Origin of the sequence: Eudoraea adriatica DSM 19308, assembly GCF_000382125.1 — a bacterium.
Taxonomy (GTDB): domain Bacteria; phylum Bacteroidota; class Bacteroidia; order Flavobacteriales; family Flavobacteriaceae; genus Eudoraea; species Eudoraea adriatica.
In genome coordinates, this window is record NZ_KB907549.1 from 191649 (window position 1) to 209664 (window position 18016).

Consider the following 18016-nt stretch of genomic DNA (forward strand, 5'->3'; position numbering starts at 1 on the left):
GCCCGAATGCAATCTATTTTTATTGTAGCCTACAAATCTGCCAATCTTTTTTTGGCTTCATTGAATTCCTGCATCATATCTTCAATAATTTCAGCAGCAGGCTTAATGTCGTGAATAAGAGCTGAAACCTGTCCTATTTCCAATTCACCTTCTTCCATATCACCCTCAAACATGCCTCGTTTAGCTCTGGCCCTGCCCAATAAATCCTTTAACTCCTCCACGCCATAACCTAGTTCATAGGCGTGCTGCAGGTCCCGGTAGAATTTATTTTTAAGGATTCTTACCGGAGCTAGTTCCTTAAGCGTCAATTGGGTATCCCCTTCCCCTGCCTCCACAACTTTTTCCTTAAACAACGGATGGGAAGATGCTTCATCACTTGCTACAAATCTACTCCCTACCTGTACCCCATCTGCCCCTAAAATCATTACCGCAAGCATTGCACTCCCGGTAGCAATACCTCCGGCAGCCATCAGTGGAATATTTATTTTTTCGCTTACCGCCGGGATCAGGGTCAGTGTAGTTGTTTCGTCCCTACCATTGTGACCACCTGCCTCGAAACCTTCAGCAACAATAGCGTCCACGCCTGCATTCTGTGACTTTAAAGCAAATTTGACACTACTTACAACGTGTACTACGGTAACTCCATTTTCCTTTAAAAAATTAGTCCAGGTCTTAGGGTTGCCGGCCGAAGTAAAAACGATTTTGACCTTCAATTCTACTATAATTTCCATCAACTTATCAATATCCGGATAAAGCATAGGTACGTTAACTCCAAAAGGCTTTTCCGTCGCTTGCTGGCACTTTTGAATATGTTCCCTCAGGACTTCCGGGTACATACTTCCCGCACCAATAAGTCCCAGTCCTCCGGCATTGGATACTGCCGAGGCCAGCCTCCAGCCACTTGCCCAAATCATACCTCCCTGGATAATTGGGTATTCAATTCCGAAAAGTGTGCATATTCTATTTTGCATAGATTTAAAATAAAAATCCCGGAGTTAAACCGGAGTTATCAAAATACGGATTGTTTTGTTGAAAAATTAAGAAATTACTCCGGAACCTACAAGCTCGTTTTCTATATACCAGGCCGCGAACTGACCTTCAGTTATGGCAGATTGTTTTTCTTCAAAATCAACATAAAGCCCTGCATCAACCTTGTATAAAATCGCTTTTTGGAGTGGTTGCCTGTAACGTATCCTGGCCCATACCTCCAAAGATTCATCTACTTTAATACTCATGTCGGGTCTTATCCAATGCAATTCATCATTCCTTATAAACAATGTACGTCTATAGAGTCCGGGGTGTGCTTTTCCCTGACCGGTAAAGATTATATTTTTAGAAACATCCGTTTCTATAACGAATAATGGCTCAGGGGTACCACCCACATCAAGTCCTTTTCGTTGCCCTTTGGTGAAATAATGAGCACCCTGATGCTGGCCAACCACTTTGCCATCCGAGATTTGATATACCGGTTTTTGGGCAAAATAGGCCAATTCCTCAAATTTATTTTTAAAGGAAGGTTCTGTTCGCTGGTATTGGGCCACATCACTGGGGACTTCCACTATAGGCCCTTTTTTTGGCTTCAGCTTTTGCTGTAAAAAATCGGGGAGACGAACTTTCCCAATAAAGCAAAGCCCCTGGGAATCTTTTTTATCGGCGGTAATTAATCCATTATCAAAGGCTATCTTCCTTACCTGAGGTTTTGTCAATTCCCCTATTGGAAATAGTGTTTTGGCCAATTGATCCTGAGACAACTGGCATAAAAAGTACGATTGATCTTTATTTTCATCCTCTCCAGCCAGCAATCTGTATGATACTGCTCCATTAGCATCAATAATTTCTCCTTTTTTACAATAGTGACCGGTTGCCACATAATCAGCTCCTAATTGCATTGCAATTTTCAGGAAGACATCAAACTTAATTTCCCGATTACATAATACATCTGGATTGGGCGTCCTGCCTTTTTCATATTCCCGAAACATATAATCTACAATGCGCTCTTTATATTCTTTGCTCAGGTCTACCGTCTGAAAAGGAATCCCCAGCTTCTCAGCAACAATCAATGCATCGTTGCTATCCTCCAACCAGGGACATTCTTTGGAAATAGTCACGGAATCATCATGCCAGTTTTTCATAAAAAGGCCAATAACTTCATATCCCTGTTCTTTCAACAGATAGGCCGCTACACTAGAGTCTACCCCACCCGAAAGTCCTACAACTACTTTTTCCATATTTGCTAAAGAGCCCCAAATTTACAAAATTTGCCAGTAATTTGGGTTCAGTGCAAAGACCAAACACCATTTATAGATATATAACGTTATGAATTTAGAGAGCAGTAAAATGATATGGGCATTTTAAAAATTTCAAGAAACCTTTTATAAGAAGCAAATACTCTTGAAATGAAAACCAAAAAAAATAAAATAATGGGAATATTAAAATTATCCTAAAGTTACTTTTACAAAAAAAATACTACCAAAAAATATCGCATTTTTATACCACTCAAAAAAAATATTATGAAAATCTACCAAAATTTCAAACATTTCCTGATTTTAACACTAATCGCTTTAACGGTTCTTTCGTGCAGTAATGATGATAATGGAGGCAGTGTGCCAACCGGAGAAAACATTATTGAAATAGCAATGGCGAATCCAAATTTATCCACTTTGGTGGAGGCACTGGAAATTACCGGCTTAACAAGTACTCTGGAAAACCCTGGCTCTTTCACAGTACTCGCCCCCACAAATGCGGCGTTTGACTTATTTTTAGCTACCGCCAATTTTGCAAGTATCAATGATGTGCCTGTACCCTTGTTGGAACAATTACTCCTTAACCATGTAATAGGTTCTCAAATAAATGAAGCTAATTTTGTATCTCTGATAAGGAATTATGCGGAGACCCTGGCAGACGGACCAACGGATGGCACAAAGCTTTCCCTTTATTTCGATGCGACAGGTACAGCGATTCAATTCAATGGTGCATCAGATGTAATTGATGCAGATATCCTTGCTTCTAACGGTGTTGTTCATACCGTAGATACTGTTATTGATTTTCCTACGGTTGTTACTTTTGTAACCACAGATATAAATTTTCAACAGCTGACCACCGCGCTTACCACTGCAACACCGGCTACCGATTTCGTGGGACTTCTTTCCGGCACAGGACCTTTTACGGTTTTCGCCCCGGCCGAAACGGCTTTTGATGCTTTGCTGGCTACAAACGACAACTGGAATTCAGTAAGCGATATTGAAGAGGATTTGTTAACAACGGTATTACAACATCATGTAGCCAATGGAAATAACCGTTCTGAGGATTTTACAGATCAATCGACGGTTACAACGCTGGAAGGTGATGATATTACCTTTTCAAGAGCACTGGGTCTAATAACAATTACAGACGGTTCAGGAAATTCAGAAATTATCTTAGCCGTTTCGGATTTTCAGGCGTCAAATGGTGTTGTACATCTTATAACCGAAGTAATGATCCCGGACACTGCCAATTAGCATAAGACTATATTTAGATTTAACTTCTATTAAAACTGCCGAATCAACGGCAGTTTTTTTGTGTCTAAAAACTGGGTGGAACTCTTATGCTTTATTTAATTTTATGTTAAATGTTTTTATTTTTACTTTAAACAAAAGCAACCATTATATTTTTATGTATCTACTTCTTAAATCTATTATACTGGCTCTTTTAATTCATATGGCTAAATATATATAGATTAAAAATGAATGTTAAACATTTAATAAAACAATTTTTTTGTTTAACTTTTTATATACTTTTGATAAACATTAATAAATAATTTAATTTAAACAGAAAAGAAAAATGAAATCAAGTCCAAATTTTTTAAAAGCGATACTGGCTACATTAGCCCTGGTTTTATCGTTTTCATGTTCTAACGATGACAATGGTGATTCGGTACCCCTGCCGACAGAACAAAACATTGTCGAAATTGCTCTGGGAACACCAGAACTATCGGCCTTAGTCTCGGCCCTGCAAGCTGCAGATGGAGATTTAGTGAACGTACTGCAAGGAGACGGTCCTTTTACGGTTCTCGCTCCAACAAATGCAGCATTTGTAACTTTTTTAGCAGCAAATGGCTTTAACTCCTTAGATGACGTTCCAACAGATGTATTGGCTGAAATTTTATTGAACCATGTTATCTCGGCAGATATCACCTCCGGAGATTTGGCAGCTTCAGGAGCTGGGTATGCAAGTACAAATGCCACAGGCGCCGGGGATAATAACATAAGTATCTATTTCAATACATCTAATGGTGTACGATTTAACAACGTATCAGCCGTAACAGATGGCGGTGCCGATATCGACGCTTCCAATGGAACAATTCATATAGTAGATGCAGTAATTCCAATCCCATCTATTGTTTCACATGCTGCAGCTAATGCGGACTTCAGCAGCCTGGTTGTAGCCTTAGGGTTGGCAGATGGAAATTTAATAGATGTGTTATCTGGTGATGGGCCGTTTACAGTTTTAGCACCTGACAATGCCGCGTTCGAAACATTCTTAGATGGAACGCCAATAGGAAATGTTAATACTGCTGCACTTTCTCAAATTCTACTTAATCATGTAATTGGAGATGCTGTTAGTTCAACTGACCTTGTTGCAGGAGTAGCCGGCTATACAAATACCAGCGCTACCGGCCCCGGAGATAATGCATTAAGTTTGTATTACAATACCTCTGACGGCGTTCAATTTAATGGAATATCAACAGTAACTACTGCTGATGTTGTTGGATCTAACGGGATCATACATGCTGTAGGTACAGTAATCGATATCCCAACAGTAGTAACTTTTGCTGCTGCTGACCCAAACTTCTCTACTCTTGTTGACGCCCTAACAACTTTGACACCGGGAACTGATTTTGTAAATATCCTATCAAGGACTGAAGGCAGCAATGCGGATGGCATAAATCCTGAATTTACAGTTTTTGCGCCAACGAATGATGCGTTTGATGCTTTGGAAGAGATTCCGGGAGAAGTTGTTTTAACACAAGTACTATTGCACCATGTAGTGAGCGAAAACAATATTACATCGAGTGACCTTAATCCAGCTGGAGATACACCAGCCACAACTTTGGAAGGAGACGACATCATTATAACCCTACCAGGTACAGACCCAAATATTGCTGATGTGACAGATGGTGCCGGCAATACAGGTAAAGGCATAATCGCCGTAGATGTCCAGGCTGGAAACGGAGTAATTCATGTACTTGATTCGGTACTTCTTCCTGATACTACCAACTAATTACAATATTGATTTAGTAGCGACTAATTCGATTATTTGATAGCGAAAACTCCCCTGATTAATCAGGGGAGTTTTTTTGTAAGAAAAAAGGCAGTAATTCACTCAAAGATAACGAGACATCAAAATTGAAACTGTTAGCATACAAAAAATGAGCCTTTACAACTATTCTTTTTTTCTGGGAAAACTATAGTGCATCTTTGAAATCCCAAATCTTACCAAATTAAACCTACTTAAAGCTAGAAGCCCCGACAGAAATGTCAGGGCTTTTTGTTATATGATTATTTGAGACTCTACTTGCCTTTCTTCTGCTGCTCTGCCTGCTCCATCATCTCGCGCATTTTGCGCTGAAACTTATTTTCTTTTTTTGGCTTCTTTTTATTCTCCTGTATCTGAGCATGTATTTTGTCCTCATCCAATATAAATTTCTTTATCGCCAACATGATGAAGATAGTAATAAGGTTTGAAACAAAGTAATACAAACTCAACCCACTTGCGTAGTTGTTAAAGAAGAAAAGCATCATCAAAGGAGACAGGTACATGATGAATTTCATATTTGGCATCCCCGGTTGGGTTTGCATATTCTGCCCGGTGGTCATCATCATATAAAAGAAAATAGCCACTGATGCTAATATTGGAAATAAACTAACATGATCACCGTAAAAAGGAATGGTAAACGGCAACTCTGCGATAGTGTCATAGGAAGATAAATCGCTTGCCCACAGAAAAGCCTTTTGACGTAATGAAAAAGACGTAGGGAAAAACATAAACAGCGCATAGAAAATAGGTAGTTGTAACAATGCAGGAACGCAACCACTCATAGGACTAACCCCCGCTTTGTTGTACAGCTTCATTGTTTCCTGCTGCTTCTTCATTGCATTGTCCTTATATTTTTCAGTGAGCTCAGTAATTTCAGGTTTCAACACCTTCATTTTAGCCTGAGACAAGTATGACTTATAAGTAACCGGAGACATGGCCAGTCTTACCAGAATGGTCATAACAACAATGGCGATTCCGAAGGGCAGAAAAGAACTTAAAAAACCATAGAACGGCGTAAACACATATCTGTTAATCCAGCCAAATATCCCCCAGCCGTATGGAATAGAATCTGCCAGACCTAAATCCTTATATTGCGCCAATACTTCTATGTCTGTTGGCCCGTAATACCAATTCATAGTATATGAAAGTTCTCCACCCTCCATTTTTAATGGCGCAACTGAAGCAAATTCTTTGGTCACCTGAGCCTCTTTACTTTCCTCTTCCACTAAATTCCTGGAATTTAAAGTAGCAGTATCAAAAGGAGTTTTAGTCGCCAGAATAGAACTAAAAAAATGTTGCCTGTAGGAAAGCCATCGAACCCCATTTTCAATTTCTTCATCATCACTACTCTCCGACAGTTTGCTTATTTTATCATCTTCATGTCTATAGGTAAGTCTCGTATACCTGTTCTCATACTGGATACTCTTATTATGCCTGATACCCCTTAGTTTCCAATTAAGATTTATTGGTTGGGCATCATTTATTACTCTGCTTAAACCTTGCGAGCGCATTGTGTAGTCTACCAGGTATTCGTTGGGTTTCATTTCGTAGCGAAATTCCAGAAACTGATCCGAAGCAACTTTAGCCTTCATTGAAAGCACCTGATTCTCGCCATTTTTTGAAATTGAGGGTTCAAAAAACAGATCCCTGGAATCTAAAACCCGATTGTCCCTCGTTGAAAAATTAATTCCAAAAGATGCATTTCCATCTTTTACCAAATAAATAGGTATTGAATCGAAGGTGACAAATTTCTTCATTCTGGCCTCAACTATCTGCCCTCCCTTATTGCTCACCTCCAGGAAGAGGACTTCATTTTCAAGAACGGTGGTTCCTTCCCTGGCCGAAGTAAATCCGAAACCACCTATGGCACTTTTGTAATCAGCAATTGCAACAGAGTCTTGCAGATCAATTTTTGTTTCCTCTAAAACGGGTTCAGGTGTGCCGGGTTCTTCCTCAGCTACCTGAGATTCTACCTTAGCCCTCTCTGCCTTTTGAGCCTCCAGTTCCTCTGGTGTGGGTTGGTTTTGGTAAAACCAAAAAATAAGAATTCCAAATATCAGTATAAAGCCAATGATGGAATTTATGTCGAGTTTCTTTTCTTCCATTTAATATAATTTAAATACAAATCCGCAATAATTTTGGCTCATGCCTGTGCACGGATTGTTCCAAATGGTTTGCAAATATATATCCAATTGTGGAGTTTATGCCATACTGGCATTAGTTTGTTGTCTTTTGTGCAACAATACGGCCTTCACAAAGCCCACAAAAAGAGGATGTGGATTCGCTACGGTACTTTTATATTCCGGATGATATTGTACGCCTAAAAACCATGGATGAGAAGGTAGTTCAATTATTTCAACCAAACCCGTATCTGTATTTATCCCTGAGGCCAGCATTCCTGCTTTCTCAAATTCCTCCTTATAATCATTGTTAAATTCATAACGATGCCTGTGTCTCTCAGAAATTGAAGTTCTGCCATGGTATGCTTTATGTGCAAGTGTTCCTTCTTTAATTTCACATTCCCAGGCCCCAAGACGCATGGTACCCCCTTTATTGGTGATTGACTTTTGTTCTTCCATTAAGCTGATTACCGGATGGTCTGTATACTCATCCATTTCGGTGGAATTGGCATCTTTTAACTTCAATACATTTCTTGCAAATTCAATCACAGCCATCTGCATTCCCAGACATATCCCTAAAAATGGAATATTATTCTCTCTGGCATAACGTACCGCTTTAATTTTACCTTCAATACCCCGTTCTCCAAAACCCGGAGCAACAAGAATACCCTGAAGGCCTTTCATTTTCTCTTCAAAGTTTTGGGCCGTGATAAATTCAGAATGTATAGATCTCACATTTACCTTAACTTCATTTATAGCTCCTGCATGAATAAATGATTCCAGAATGGATTTATAGGAATCCTGCAATTCAACATATTTACCAATAAGCCCAATTGTTACCTCAGACTTTGGGTGTTTATGCCTGTCCAGGAACTCATTCCATTGATCGAGATCTGGCTTTGTATTATCCTGTAAATTCAGTTTCTGCAAGGCTACCGTATCTAAACCTTCATCTTGCATCATTACCGGCACATCATAAATGGTTGAGGCATCTATTGATTGTATGACAGCTTCTTTTTTAACATTGCAGAACAATGCCAATTTTTGTTTGATGTCATCAGATAGTTCGTGTTCTGTCCGGCATACCAGAATATCTGCCTTAATTCCACTCTCCATCAATGTTTTAACGGAATGCTGCGTTGGCTTGGTTTTTAACTCGCCGGCGGCAGAAAGATATGGTACCAAAGTAAGATGTACTACAATACCATTGTTATCCCCCAACTCCCAAAGTAATTGTCTTACTGCCTCTATATAAGGAAGGGATTCAATATCCCCCACCGTTCCTCCGATTTCAGTAATTACAATATCGTATTCCCCGCTATTCCCAAGCATTTGAATTCGCTCCTTAATCTCATTGGTAATGTGCGGAACTACCTGTACTGTCTTACCTAAAAACTCCCCGCGGCGCTCTTTTTCAATAACACTCTGGTAAATCCTACCGGTGGTTACATTATTGGCCTGTGAAGTTTTTACATTTAAAAATCGCTCATAATGACCAAGATCAAGATCGGTTTCTGCACCGTCATCGGTAACATAGCATTCTCCGTGCTCGTATGGGTTAAGAGTACCCGGATCCACATTTATATAAGGATCTAACTTTTGTATGGTTGTTTTATATCCCCGTGCCTGAAGAAGTTTGGCTAAGGAAGCTGCAATGATTCCTTTTCCAAGTGAAGAAGTTACTCCTCCCGTAACGAAAACATATTTAGTATCTGGCATATTGAACATCTATGTTACGGGATTCAAAGGTACAAAATGCAACTAGAAATCATTGGGTATCCAAAGGAAATTCTTCCCTAATTTTTCTGATCAGTCCTTCCAAACCATTAATTTTTATCTCAAGAACAGCCCTCATCTGCTCCCCGAGTTTGCCCTCGGGAAAACCTTTTCTATGAAACCAGGCCAAATATGCCTCAGGCAAATCAATCAGGTAGAGCTCTTTAAACTTGCCATAAGGCATTTTGTAATGCGCCAGTTCTATCAGCTTTCTCTTGTCTGAAAAATATTCCATTTTTAAATCTAAATAATTTATCTTTAAAATGCTCAAAAGTATAGAAAATGAAACGCAGAACATTTATCGGCTCTTCTATGGCAGCCACAGCAGGTTTATTAGCCACCTCCAAAGCAAATGCCATAACAAATACAGAAGTACAAAATAATAAGTTTAAGGGAAATATTAATCACAGCGTATGTCGCTGGTGCTATAACACGATTCCTATGGAGGATTTTCTCCAAAACTTAAATGAATTGGGTATTACAGCTATAGATTTGACCGGTCCGGATGATTGGCCAATAATGAAAAAGTATGGCATACACGCATCTATGTGCTGGGGTGCAGGTTTTGGCATTGAAAAAGGCTGGAACGATGCTAAACTGCACGAAGAACTGATAAAAGACTATGTACAAATGATTCCAAAAGTGGCAGAAGCCGGTTACACCAATCTGATTTGTTTTAGTGGAAATCGAAATGGCATGAATGAAGAAGAGGGGCTCAAAAATTCCGCAAAAGGATTGAAACAAATTATGGCTGTGGCAGAGAAACACGGCGTGGTTATTCAGATGGAACTTTTAAACTCCAAAGTAGATCACAAAGATTATATGTGCGATAATGTGGAATGGGGGGTGTCTTTATGCAATGAAATAGGCTCGGAGAACTTTAAATTGCTCTATGACATTTACCATATGCAGATAATGGAGGGAGATATTATCAGGACTATCAGAGATTATCATCAATATTTCGGCCATTACCATACCGGTGGCAATCCAGGGAGACATGAAATCAACGAAACACAAGAGCTGTATTACCCTGCAATCATGAAGGCCATTGTTGAAACAGGGTTTAAAGGCTATGTGGCCCAGGAGTTTATTCCCAGCTGGGAAGACAAAATTGCCGCATTAAAGGAGGGGGTTACAATTTGTGATATTTAGTATGAAGAAGGAATCTTAATTCCCAATTCTATTTTGCCAGGGAATCTTTTATTTTCTTATTCCAGGATAGTTGTTGCTCAATGTTGCGAGAGTAATCAGTCTCCTGATCATAAACCTGTTGAAACGCTGCAAGCTCCTTGTTTATCTGGCGATAAATGGCTTTTACCTCAGCCTTGGCATTTTTTGTAAAAATAGTAGCATCCATAATTTTGCGCATTTTCCTGGCATACAATTCAGAAATATCAAAATGCAGCTGCTCATGGCTTAGGATTACCTCATCGCATATATCTGGCTGATACCACGATCTATTTGGATAAAAATATGTGTCCACCGAATAATCCAGTTTATATTTTCCGTTTTCTTCAGTTGTAGAAAACTGATAACTCAAACCACTTGCCGTAGTGGCTGCTATTTCTGAATCCTTTGGGGGTTCGGCTTTAAAATTTGACCAGCTCAGTCTCTGTCCGGGATTCCAAAGAATTGTAGCTTCCTGCTGTGCGAATGAACCAGCTGAAAATAGAAACGCAAAAAAACCGAATATGAATCCTAGAGATCCCAATGAAATACTATTTCCTTTTTAATATCCGGATGAAGACTAAAAATTACCGGGCAGGTTCTTGCAGTATGCTTCAGGATCTTTTTGTGCTTTTCCGTTATAACGGCCGGCATATGTAACTCAACATCAATCTGCGATATCCTCCGGGGATCTGCAGCCATATGTTTGGTAACTTCAGCATAAGACCTTTTGAGATCAACCTCCATATCCCGGGCCTTAATTCCCATCATGGTAAGCATACAACTGGCCAGACCGGTAGCAACAGTATCTGTGGGTGAAAAGGCTTGTCCCAACCCATTATTATCGACCGGTGCATCTGTTATGAATTCATCGCCAGAGCGAAGGTGAACACAACGAGTACGCAATTCTCCTGTATAAGTAACTCTTGAGGTCATTGTTCTGGTTTAACACGCGTTATTCGCATTTCATCGTACATCATAATATAGGAAGCTTCATTGTAAAACCCGGATGCAAGTTCGTTTCTATAATCAAATTTATTACCGCAATACTCCGTAATCCCAACCAGGTTTGAGGCCTCAAACAAATTTTGTTTATAGGCCAGTTTTAAAAGAAGGTCAAAAGTAAGATCAAATCCGCGAATAGCGTACCTGTCCGGATCTGCCCCAAAACGCCTTCTGTATCTTCTAACAAATGCATTGTTATTGGTTTCTTTATCTACACTCGGATATGTAAAATTCAGATTAGACAAATGCGCCCCTGAGATGACATCATTTTCGAATGCCTTATTCTTATTAGTAGTGAACATCCGTACTTTGGTAGTATCCGAATTCGATGAATTAAGGATAGAACTCACACTGGATACAACTTTAAAATTATTTGTCTCAACGAAAACCCAGTTTTCTGTTTCAAGCGAAAGAAGGGCGGCAAACTCCTCCAAATCCAAAGAAATATTTTCTTCATCTTCCAGAAGCTCAACAGATTTGGCAACAGGAAATTCCTCTTTTATCTGTTCACTGACTTCCTTGTTCTTTGCGTCTGTTATTACTATAATATTCTCATCTGTTCTGGTTTCCTCAATAAAGTCAAGCATTCTTTCACGCAAAATCTGATCAGATGGAATAGTAAAGAAAACGTTTTCCAGCTCAAAGTCACCGGTAGATGCTAATGGTGCAATTACAGGTACATCAGCATTTGCAGCCTTAATAGCTACTTCTTTCAGGGAGTTCAATTGCAATGGCCCAATAATGGCACTAACTCCTTCCAGATCTTCTCCCTGAAGTATTTGCCTGGTCTTGTCCGGGTTTAATTGCGTATCAAATGTCTTTACATCTACAGATAATCCCAGTTCTGAAATAGAATCAAGTGCAATCAAAGCACCGCTATATAAACCAAGGCTATAGTTTATTGCATTGCTTCGTGTAATTGCGTCTGTGGCGCTTTCAATATCATCAAGGTTTATTTTATCTGTTCGAAAAGGCAGCAGATAAATTAGTTTTGGCCTGTGAATGGTATTAATGCTATCCAAAAGATTAATCTTATCCAGAATCAGCGAATTCTTTACTTCCAGACTACCCCTTTTTTCTATAGGGAGTTTCAAGACCATACCGGCCTTAAGGCCTTTGGAAAGTTCCGGATTGAGGTCGAGCATTTCTTTATAATCAACTCCTAAATTCCTTGTTAAGGAGTATACTGTTTGCTTAGGCTTAACCTCATAAAAAATATAATTCTCTGTGTTAATCTCATTATCGGAAACCTTCATTTCGGGCAACCGTATTACCATACCTTCTTTTAAACCTCCGCGTTCACCAATTTCAGGATTTAGTCTCACAATATCCTGTGAACTTATTTTATACTCCTGGGAAAGGCTATACAATGTTTTTTTAGGTGGAACCGTATAGGATATATACAATTGAACGTTTTGGTCCTCAACGCTACTTCCGGCAATTTTGGGTAGTTTTAACTCCTGCCCCTCGGCCAGGTAGCTGGTGGTAACGGATAATTCAGGATTCAGAGCAAGCAGACTATCTATCGTAATACCATATTTATTGGCTATACTCCATCTTGTCTCCTTTGGCAATACCGTATAGGTTTCAAAATCATCCAAATTAATACTATCGTTTTCAACTTCAACTTTTGGGTACTCGGGGATTTTTAAACGCATACCCTTTTTAAGTTGATTCGCATACAATTCCGTGTTGTAGCGTTTAATTTCCTCTTCAGAAACATTGTATCGTTGCGCAATGCTAAAAATTGTTTCTCTTTTCTTCACCTTGTGCATACTAAACGCTATCGGTGTTACCTGTTCCTCCTCTAACTGTTTTTTTTGTAATGCGATTGAATCCCGGGCGCTTAGCACATTTGCTCCCATAGGGATGACCAGAATTGTATTGGGCTTAAGTATATCACCCTCTGCAATTTCTTTATTGTACTTAAGGATATCTGCAGGATTTACATTGTATTGCCTTGCAATGCTATATACCGTTTCACCAGTTTTAACCGCATGGGAGCTAAACTTTTGCGCCACGGCCTGGCATGAAAACAGAATAATCGCCGCTGTTGTAATTAATATTCTTATAGACATGCTTGTAGGTTTTATTCCCATTCTATGGTTGCAGGGGGTTTTGAGGAGATATCGTAAACCACTCTGTTTACCCCTGGAACTTTATTTATTATCTCATTCGAGGTCTTTTGTAAAAATTCATACGGTAAATTAACCCAATCTGCCGTCATTCCGTCTGTACTTTCAACTGCCCGTAAAGCTACACATTTTTCATAAGTTCGTTCATCGCCCATAACTCCCACACTATTTACGGGTAAAAGCATAGCTCCGGCCTGCCAAACTTCATTATAAAGCCCCCATTCCTTTAATCCATTAATAAAAATTGCATCTACCTCTTGCAAAATATTTACTTTTTCTTGCGTTACATCTCCCAAAATACGAATCGCCAGGCCAGGTCCCGGAAATGGATGACGGCCCAGGCGTTCATCTTCTATTCCCAGAGTGGCCCCTACTCTCCTTACCTCATCTTTAAACAACATTTTCAAAGGCTCCACTACTTTAAGTTTCATAAAATCTGGCAACCCTCCTACATTATGATGACTCTTAATAGTGGCCGAAGGCCCTCCTGTTGCAGAAACAGACTCAATTACATCCGGATAGATAGTACCCTGCGCAAGCCATTTAGCATCCTCCACTTTATGTGATTCATCATCAAATACATCTATGAATACCCCGCCAATAATTTTCCTTTTCTTTTCAGGGTCAGCTTCCCCTGCCAAAGCGTTCAAAAAGCGTGCCGAAGCATCAACCCCTTTTACATTGAGCCCCATATGCTCATATTGATCGAGCACTTCCTGAAATTCATTTTTTCTGAGCAATCCGTTATTCACAAAAATACAATGAAGATGATCTCCTATTGCCCTATGCAATAAAACGGCTGCAACTGTAGAATCGACCCCTCCCGAAAGTCCAAGGATAACTTTTTCCGTCCCTATTTTTTCTTTTAACTCCGCTACTGTGGTTTCTACAAATGCATCCGGAGTCCAGGTCTGTTGCAATCCTGCAATGTGTACCAAAAAATTTTCTAAAATCAGTTTCCCTTGTTTGGTATGGTAAACCTCGGGGTGAAATTGAATTCCGTAAGTTAATTCGCCATCTATTTTAAAGGCTGCATTTTGCACATCATTTGTACTTGCAAGCCTTACCGCATTTTCGGGTAGTTGTTTAATGGTATCGCTATGGCTCATCCAAACCTGTGAACCTTCCCGTATTTCATAGAAAAACGGTTCATCCCGATTAATTCCAGATAGCTTGGCCCGTCCGTATTCGCGCGTATTGGATGGTGCAACATTTCCGCCATGAAAATGAGCCAGGTATTGCGCACCATAACAAATGGCCAGCAAGGGTTTCTTGCCCTTTATCTGGGATAAATCCGGGTGCGGGGCATCATCTGCCCTTACCGAGAAAGGCGAACCGGATAGGATTACCGCTTTATACCCGGAGAGGTCTTCCGGAAGGTGATTATAAGGCTTGATTTCGCAGAAAATATTAAGTTCTCTAACCCTTCTTGCAATGAGCTGGGTATACTGGGAACCAAAATCTAGAATGAGGACATTGTTTTGCATGGGCAAAAATAGTAATTCAAGACATTTTCAAATACAAGTTTTCGGTATATTTATAACATCTTTATTAACGCTTTAAGAATGAAACATTTAAATGCCATTATTTTTGCTGTCGCCATAGTCTTAGCCGCTTACTTTTTAGGCAACGCTTATGTTCAAAGATCAAGTCCTGCCAGGGTAATTTCCGTTACGGGCCTGGGAAATGAGAACTTTACATCAGATCTCATTGTATGGGATGGACGTTTTGTTGCCTTTAATACCGTGTTAAAAACAGCTTTTGAACAACTGAACAGGGACAAGGAAATCGTAAAAGATTACCTTGAATCTAAAGGAATAAAAGAGGAAAACATAATTTTCAATTCTGTGCAGACTATTGAACAACGCGACAATAAATACGAAAACGGGAATTTTGTGGGGACCATCTTCCGGGGGTACGAGTTGTCGCAATCTGTACAGATAGAATCTAATGATGTAGCCCTGATAGAAAAAGTATCTCGCGAGATTACTGAACTTCTGAATAAAGGCGTGCAGTTTAATTCTTCTCCGCCTCGCTATTATTACACCAAATTATCTGACCTCAAGATTAAAATGATTTCCAAGGCCACAGAAGATGCCCGGATCCGTGCCGAGAAAATAGCAGAGAATTCCGGAGGTGCTTTAGGCGATCTGATTTCAGCCCGAATGGGTGTTTTTCAAATCACAGGACAAAATTCTGATGAGGATTACAGCTGGGGCGGGGCCTATAATACATCTGCCAAAAAGAAGACTGCATCTATTACGATGCGACTGGAATACAAGGCAAAATAAGAGAATTTCTTTCGGTACATTACTAACACAATTACGCTTCCAATCATAATTGCAACAGTGATTGTTTATCCATAAAAAGAAAAAGCCCCGACGACCATCGACGGGACTTTTCAAATCAAAAACCAACCTAAACACATGAACTTGTTATGACACAATTTTGTCTATAAAAAATTTACTTTTTCATAGCAATTTATATATATAACAATCTTCTTTAAAAATACCCTACCTCATTTTTTATTTTTTTACCTTTATAATAATGAAACCCATAGGACATACAGAAAAGTTTTTTAAAGAAATTAAGGATGAACTAAAAAAGGGAAGCACTCAAAAAACGCATCCTTTTCGCTACTTCACCCTGGGAACAGTAGGTCTGGACCGCTTTGTAAGACAACGAACGGTAGTCTTAAGAGATTTTTCTGAGGATCTTAAATGTTCTTTCTACACTGATTTCAGATCAAAAAAAATAATTCACATTAAGGAAAATAATAGAGTAGCATTATTATTTTATAACTCTGAAAAACTGTTGCAAATCAAAATTGAAGGCCTTGCAACTATAATTAAAGGCTCGGCAAAAGAAGAAAAACACGGGCAAAATATCCCGGAACAATCCCGCAAGGAATATACTACTGCACTTGCACCGGGAACACCCTTAAAAGATGCTGCTCCAATCGAATACCTGAATGAAGAAAACCATTTCTGTGTGGTTGAAGTCACGCCTTATAAAATAGAATATCTTAAATTACAGCAGCCAGAACATATACGGGTTCGGTTTTCCAACCGGGACGACCTATGGAGTGGAGAATTCCTTGTGCCATAAAGCTATCCGGACTATTTCATAGTATCCAGGATGATCTTGATATCATCTTCCGTTGTATCCGGATTAATAAAACAAAAACGGGCCACGGTCTCAAAACCACCTTTTGTTTTCCATTTGCTGGGGGTCACCAGGGCCAATCCCTTATGATGATTTGTATAAGTCCAGTTTTTATAATCATCTTCAGACCATCCTATACGTCTGAAAAGTACACAGGAAAGGCTTGGCGGTCTGATTAATTCTACCTCAACTCTTGAAGAGATTAATTCGCCTGCTAAATTGGCAAGTTCAATACCTCGCTCCACTGCCCATTTATATTTATTTGTCCCGTGAGTGGCAAGGGAATACCACAAAGGTAAACCCCGTAACCTCCTTGTTAGTTGTATCTGGTAATCCGACGGGTTAAATCCGTGGGCACCCGGGTCTTTTATTATATCCAAATACGAGCCCTCCTGAGAATGTGCAGTTTTCGCCAATTCAGGGTTTTTGTAAATAATAGCGCCGCAATCATAGGGCGAGAATAACCATTTGTGCGGATCAATGGTAATGCTGTCTGCTTTTTCAATTCCTTTAAAAAGATGCCTGACAGAGTCTGCCGCCAGGGCCCCTCCTCCATAGGCTGCATCTACATGGAACCAAAGATTAAGATTCTCACAAAGGGCGGCAATTCCCTCAAGGTCGTCTACAATACCCGCATTGGTTGTACCGCCGGTCGCTACTACAGCAAAAACCCGCTCCATGGTACTTTTATCAAGTGAATCTATTTTTTCCTGCAAGGCTTCTGCCGTCATCAGATCATCCGTCTCCACCAACAGCACATCGGCATCAATTACTTTTGCCATGGCCTTTATGGAAGAATGTGCCCCAACCGAAGTAATCAGACAGCCTTTCTTATTCCTGTTTTTCTTATTCTGCCTCCAATATTCCCTTGCTGTAACAATTGCAGAGAGGTTAGCCGCAGTACCTCCACTTGTAAAAACGCCAAAAGCACCTTCCGGCATGCCGGTTAGAGATACAAGCCATTTCATTGCTTCATTTTCACAGAAAATACCCCCCGCTCCTTCCATCCAATAAGCCCCGTGTATGCTGGATGCAGAAGTCACCAGGTCAAACATAACCGCCGCCCTGGTAGGTGCCGCAGGAACAAAGGCCAAATGCCTGGGGTGATCTATTGGAACGGTTGCTTTAACCAATACATCTCGAAAAAGATGAAAGGCTTTTTCTCCGCCTATGCCCAAAGGGGTTATTGTCTCCCCTACTTCACTCTTTAATTCCTCTTCTTTACGAGGCGCACCCAGCTCTGGTGATTCATTTGTTATTCTGTGAATTGCATATTTCATGACATCGAGGGTCATTTCCACCAATTCTATATCTACATTATGCATGAGAATAGTTTTTAGTAAAAGTACTATG

15 protein-coding genes are annotated in these 18016 nt (G+C 39.9%); 5 read left to right on the forward strand and 10 right to left on the reverse strand.

What is annotated here, in order from left to right:
- Nucleotides 1-29 precede the first annotated feature (29 nt).
- Nucleotides 30-971 carry an NAD(P)H-dependent flavin oxidoreductase gene (locus G504_RS0110385; protein ID WP_019670112.1) on the reverse strand — a complete coding sequence of 314 codons (942 nt, stop codon included), beginning with the start codon at nt 969-971 and terminating at the stop codon, nt 30-32.
- A gap of 66 nt (nt 972-1037) precedes the next feature.
- Nucleotides 1038-2228: a tRNA 2-thiouridine(34) synthase MnmA gene (gene mnmA, locus G504_RS0110390; protein ID WP_019670113.1), complete on the reverse strand. Its 1191-nt coding sequence runs from the start codon at nt 2226-2228 to the stop codon at nt 1038-1040.
- 282 nt (nt 2229-2510) lie between these two features.
- On the opposite strand from mnmA, the gene G504_RS0110395 reads away from it, so the two are divergent.
- Together G504_RS0110395 and G504_RS0110400 are read left to right on the forward strand one after the other, a co-directional pair.
- Nucleotides 2511-3497 (forward strand): fasciclin domain-containing protein, encoded by a 987-nt coding sequence (locus G504_RS0110395; RefSeq protein ID WP_019670114.1) that lies wholly within the window; start codon nt 2511-2513, stop codon nt 3495-3497.
- A 322-nt stretch (nt 3498-3819) separates the two neighbouring features.
- Nucleotides 3820-5259: a fasciclin domain-containing protein gene (locus G504_RS0110400; RefSeq protein ID WP_019670115.1), complete on the forward strand. Its 1440-nt coding sequence runs from the start codon at nt 3820-3822 to the stop codon at nt 5257-5259.
- 290 nt (nt 5260-5549) lie between these two features.
- Here G504_RS0110400 and yidC read toward each other — a convergent pair whose 3' ends face one another.
- The 3 genes from yidC to G504_RS0110415 all read right to left on the reverse strand — a co-directional run bounded on the left by yidC (nt 5550) and on the right by G504_RS0110415 (nt 9426).
- Complete coding sequence (gene yidC / locus G504_RS0110405; RefSeq protein WP_019670116.1) at nt 5550-7400, reverse strand: membrane protein insertase YidC; 1851 nt, start codon at nt 7398-7400, stop codon at nt 5550-5552.
- Nucleotides 7401-7496: 96 nt separating this feature from the next.
- On the reverse strand, nt 7497-9134 hold the full coding sequence (locus G504_RS0110410) for a CTP synthase (RefSeq protein WP_019670117.1): 1638 nt from the start codon (nt 9132-9134) through the stop codon (nt 7497-7499).
- A gap of 49 nt (nt 9135-9183) precedes the next feature.
- Nucleotides 9184-9426, reverse strand: coding sequence for a DUF3820 family protein (locus G504_RS0110415; protein ID WP_019670118.1), 243 nt, complete (start codon nt 9424-9426; stop codon nt 9184-9186).
- 47 nt (nt 9427-9473) lie between these two features.
- Between G504_RS0110415 and G504_RS0110420 the strand changes: the two genes are divergently transcribed.
- On the forward strand, nt 9474-10343 hold the full coding sequence (locus tag G504_RS0110420) for a hydroxypyruvate isomerase family protein (protein ID WP_019670119.1): 870 nt from the start codon (nt 9474-9476) through the stop codon (nt 10341-10343).
- 28 nt (nt 10344-10371) lie between these two features.
- On the opposite strand, the gene G504_RS0110425 is transcribed toward G504_RS0110420, so the two are convergent.
- Genes G504_RS0110425 through guaA form a run of 4 tightly spaced genes read right to left on the reverse strand, consistent with a single transcriptional unit; the run spans nt 10372 to nt 14985 of the window.
- Nucleotides 10372-10902 (reverse strand): DUF922 domain-containing protein, encoded by a 531-nt coding sequence (locus G504_RS0110425; RefSeq protein WP_019670120.1) that lies wholly within the window; start codon nt 10900-10902, stop codon nt 10372-10374.
- Nucleotides 10890-11294 (reverse strand): OsmC family protein, encoded by a 405-nt coding sequence (locus G504_RS0110430; RefSeq protein WP_019670121.1) that lies wholly within the window; start codon nt 11292-11294, stop codon nt 10890-10892. Before G504_RS0110430 ends, G504_RS0110425 begins: the two co-directional genes overlap by 13 nt.
- Nucleotides 11291-13441, reverse strand: coding sequence for a LysM peptidoglycan-binding domain-containing protein (locus G504_RS0110435; RefSeq protein WP_157473240.1), 2151 nt, complete (start codon nt 13439-13441; stop codon nt 11291-11293). The genes G504_RS0110430 and G504_RS0110435 overlap by 4 nt, the downstream gene beginning before the upstream one ends.
- 11 nt (nt 13442-13452) lie before the next feature.
- Nucleotides 13453-14985 carry a glutamine-hydrolyzing GMP synthase gene (gene guaA / locus G504_RS0110440; RefSeq protein ID WP_019670123.1) on the reverse strand — a complete coding sequence of 511 codons (1533 nt, stop codon included), beginning with the start codon at nt 14983-14985 and terminating at the stop codon, nt 13453-13455.
- A 78-nt stretch (nt 14986-15063) separates the two neighbouring features.
- On the opposite strand from guaA, the gene G504_RS0110445 reads away from it, so the two are divergent.
- Nucleotides 15064-15789, forward strand: coding sequence for an SIMPL domain-containing protein (locus G504_RS0110445; RefSeq protein WP_019670124.1), 726 nt, complete (start codon nt 15064-15066; stop codon nt 15787-15789).
- Between the two features lie 256 nt (nt 15790-16045).
- Nucleotides 16046-16606, forward strand: coding sequence for a pyridoxamine 5'-phosphate oxidase family protein (locus G504_RS0110450; RefSeq protein ID WP_019670125.1), 561 nt, complete (start codon nt 16046-16048; stop codon nt 16604-16606).
- Nucleotides 16607-16617: 11 nt separating this feature from the next.
- Here G504_RS0110450 and G504_RS0110455 read toward each other — a convergent pair whose 3' ends face one another.
- The gene (locus tag G504_RS0110455) at nt 16618-17988 is read right to left on the reverse strand and encodes a pyridoxal phosphate-dependent decarboxylase family protein (protein WP_019670126.1); all 1371 of its coding nucleotides are present in this window, start codon (nt 17986-17988) and stop codon (nt 16618-16620) included.
- Between the last annotated feature and the right edge of the window lie 28 nt (nt 17989-18016).

What these genes read in the sequence shown, in the direction of transcription:
- G504_RS0110445 (WP_019670124.1), top strand. Translation starts at nt 15,064, where the DNA reads ATGAAACATTTAAATGCCATTATTTTTGCTGTCGCCATAGTCTTAGCC.
- G504_RS0110430 (WP_019670121.1), bottom strand. Translation starts at nt 11,294, where the DNA reads ATGACCTCAAGAGTTACTTATACAGGAGAATTGCGTACTCGTTGTGTT.
- G504_RS0110385 (WP_019670112.1), bottom strand. Translation starts at nt 971, where the DNA reads ATGCAAAATAGAATATGCACACTTTTCGGAATTGAATACCCAATTATC.
- guaA (WP_019670123.1), bottom strand. Translation starts at nt 14,985, where the DNA reads ATGCAAAACAATGTCCTCATTCTAGATTTTGGTTCCCAGTATACCCAG.
- G504_RS0110420 (WP_019670119.1), top strand. Translation starts at nt 9,474, where the DNA reads ATGAAACGCAGAACATTTATCGGCTCTTCTATGGCAGCCACAGCAGGT.
- G504_RS0110450 (WP_019670125.1), top strand. Translation starts at nt 16,046, where the DNA reads ATGAAACCCATAGGACATACAGAAAAGTTTTTTAAAGAAATTAAGGAT.
- G504_RS0110400 (WP_019670115.1), top strand. Translation starts at nt 3,820, where the DNA reads ATGAAATCAAGTCCAAATTTTTTAAAAGCGATACTGGCTACATTAGCC.
- G504_RS0110395 (WP_019670114.1), top strand. Translation starts at nt 2,511, where the DNA reads ATGAAAATCTACCAAAATTTCAAACATTTCCTGATTTTAACACTAATC.
- yidC (WP_019670116.1), bottom strand. Translation starts at nt 7,400, where the DNA reads ATGGAAGAAAAGAAACTCGACATAAATTCCATCATTGGCTTTATACTG.
- G504_RS0110455 (WP_019670126.1), bottom strand. Translation starts at nt 17,988, where the DNA reads ATGCATAATGTAGATATAGAATTGGTGGAAATGACCCTCGATGTCATG.
- G504_RS0110435 (WP_157473240.1), bottom strand. Translation starts at nt 13,441, where the DNA reads ATGTCTATAAGAATATTAATTACAACAGCGGCGATTATTCTGTTTTCA.
- G504_RS0110415 (WP_019670118.1), bottom strand. Translation starts at nt 9,426, where the DNA reads ATGGAATATTTTTCAGACAAGAGAAAGCTGATAGAACTGGCGCATTAC.
- mnmA (WP_019670113.1), bottom strand. Translation starts at nt 2,228, where the DNA reads ATGGAAAAAGTAGTTGTAGGACTTTCGGGTGGGGTAGACTCTAGTGTA.
- G504_RS0110410 (WP_019670117.1), bottom strand. Translation starts at nt 9,134, where the DNA reads ATGCCAGATACTAAATATGTTTTCGTTACGGGAGGAGTAACTTCTTCA.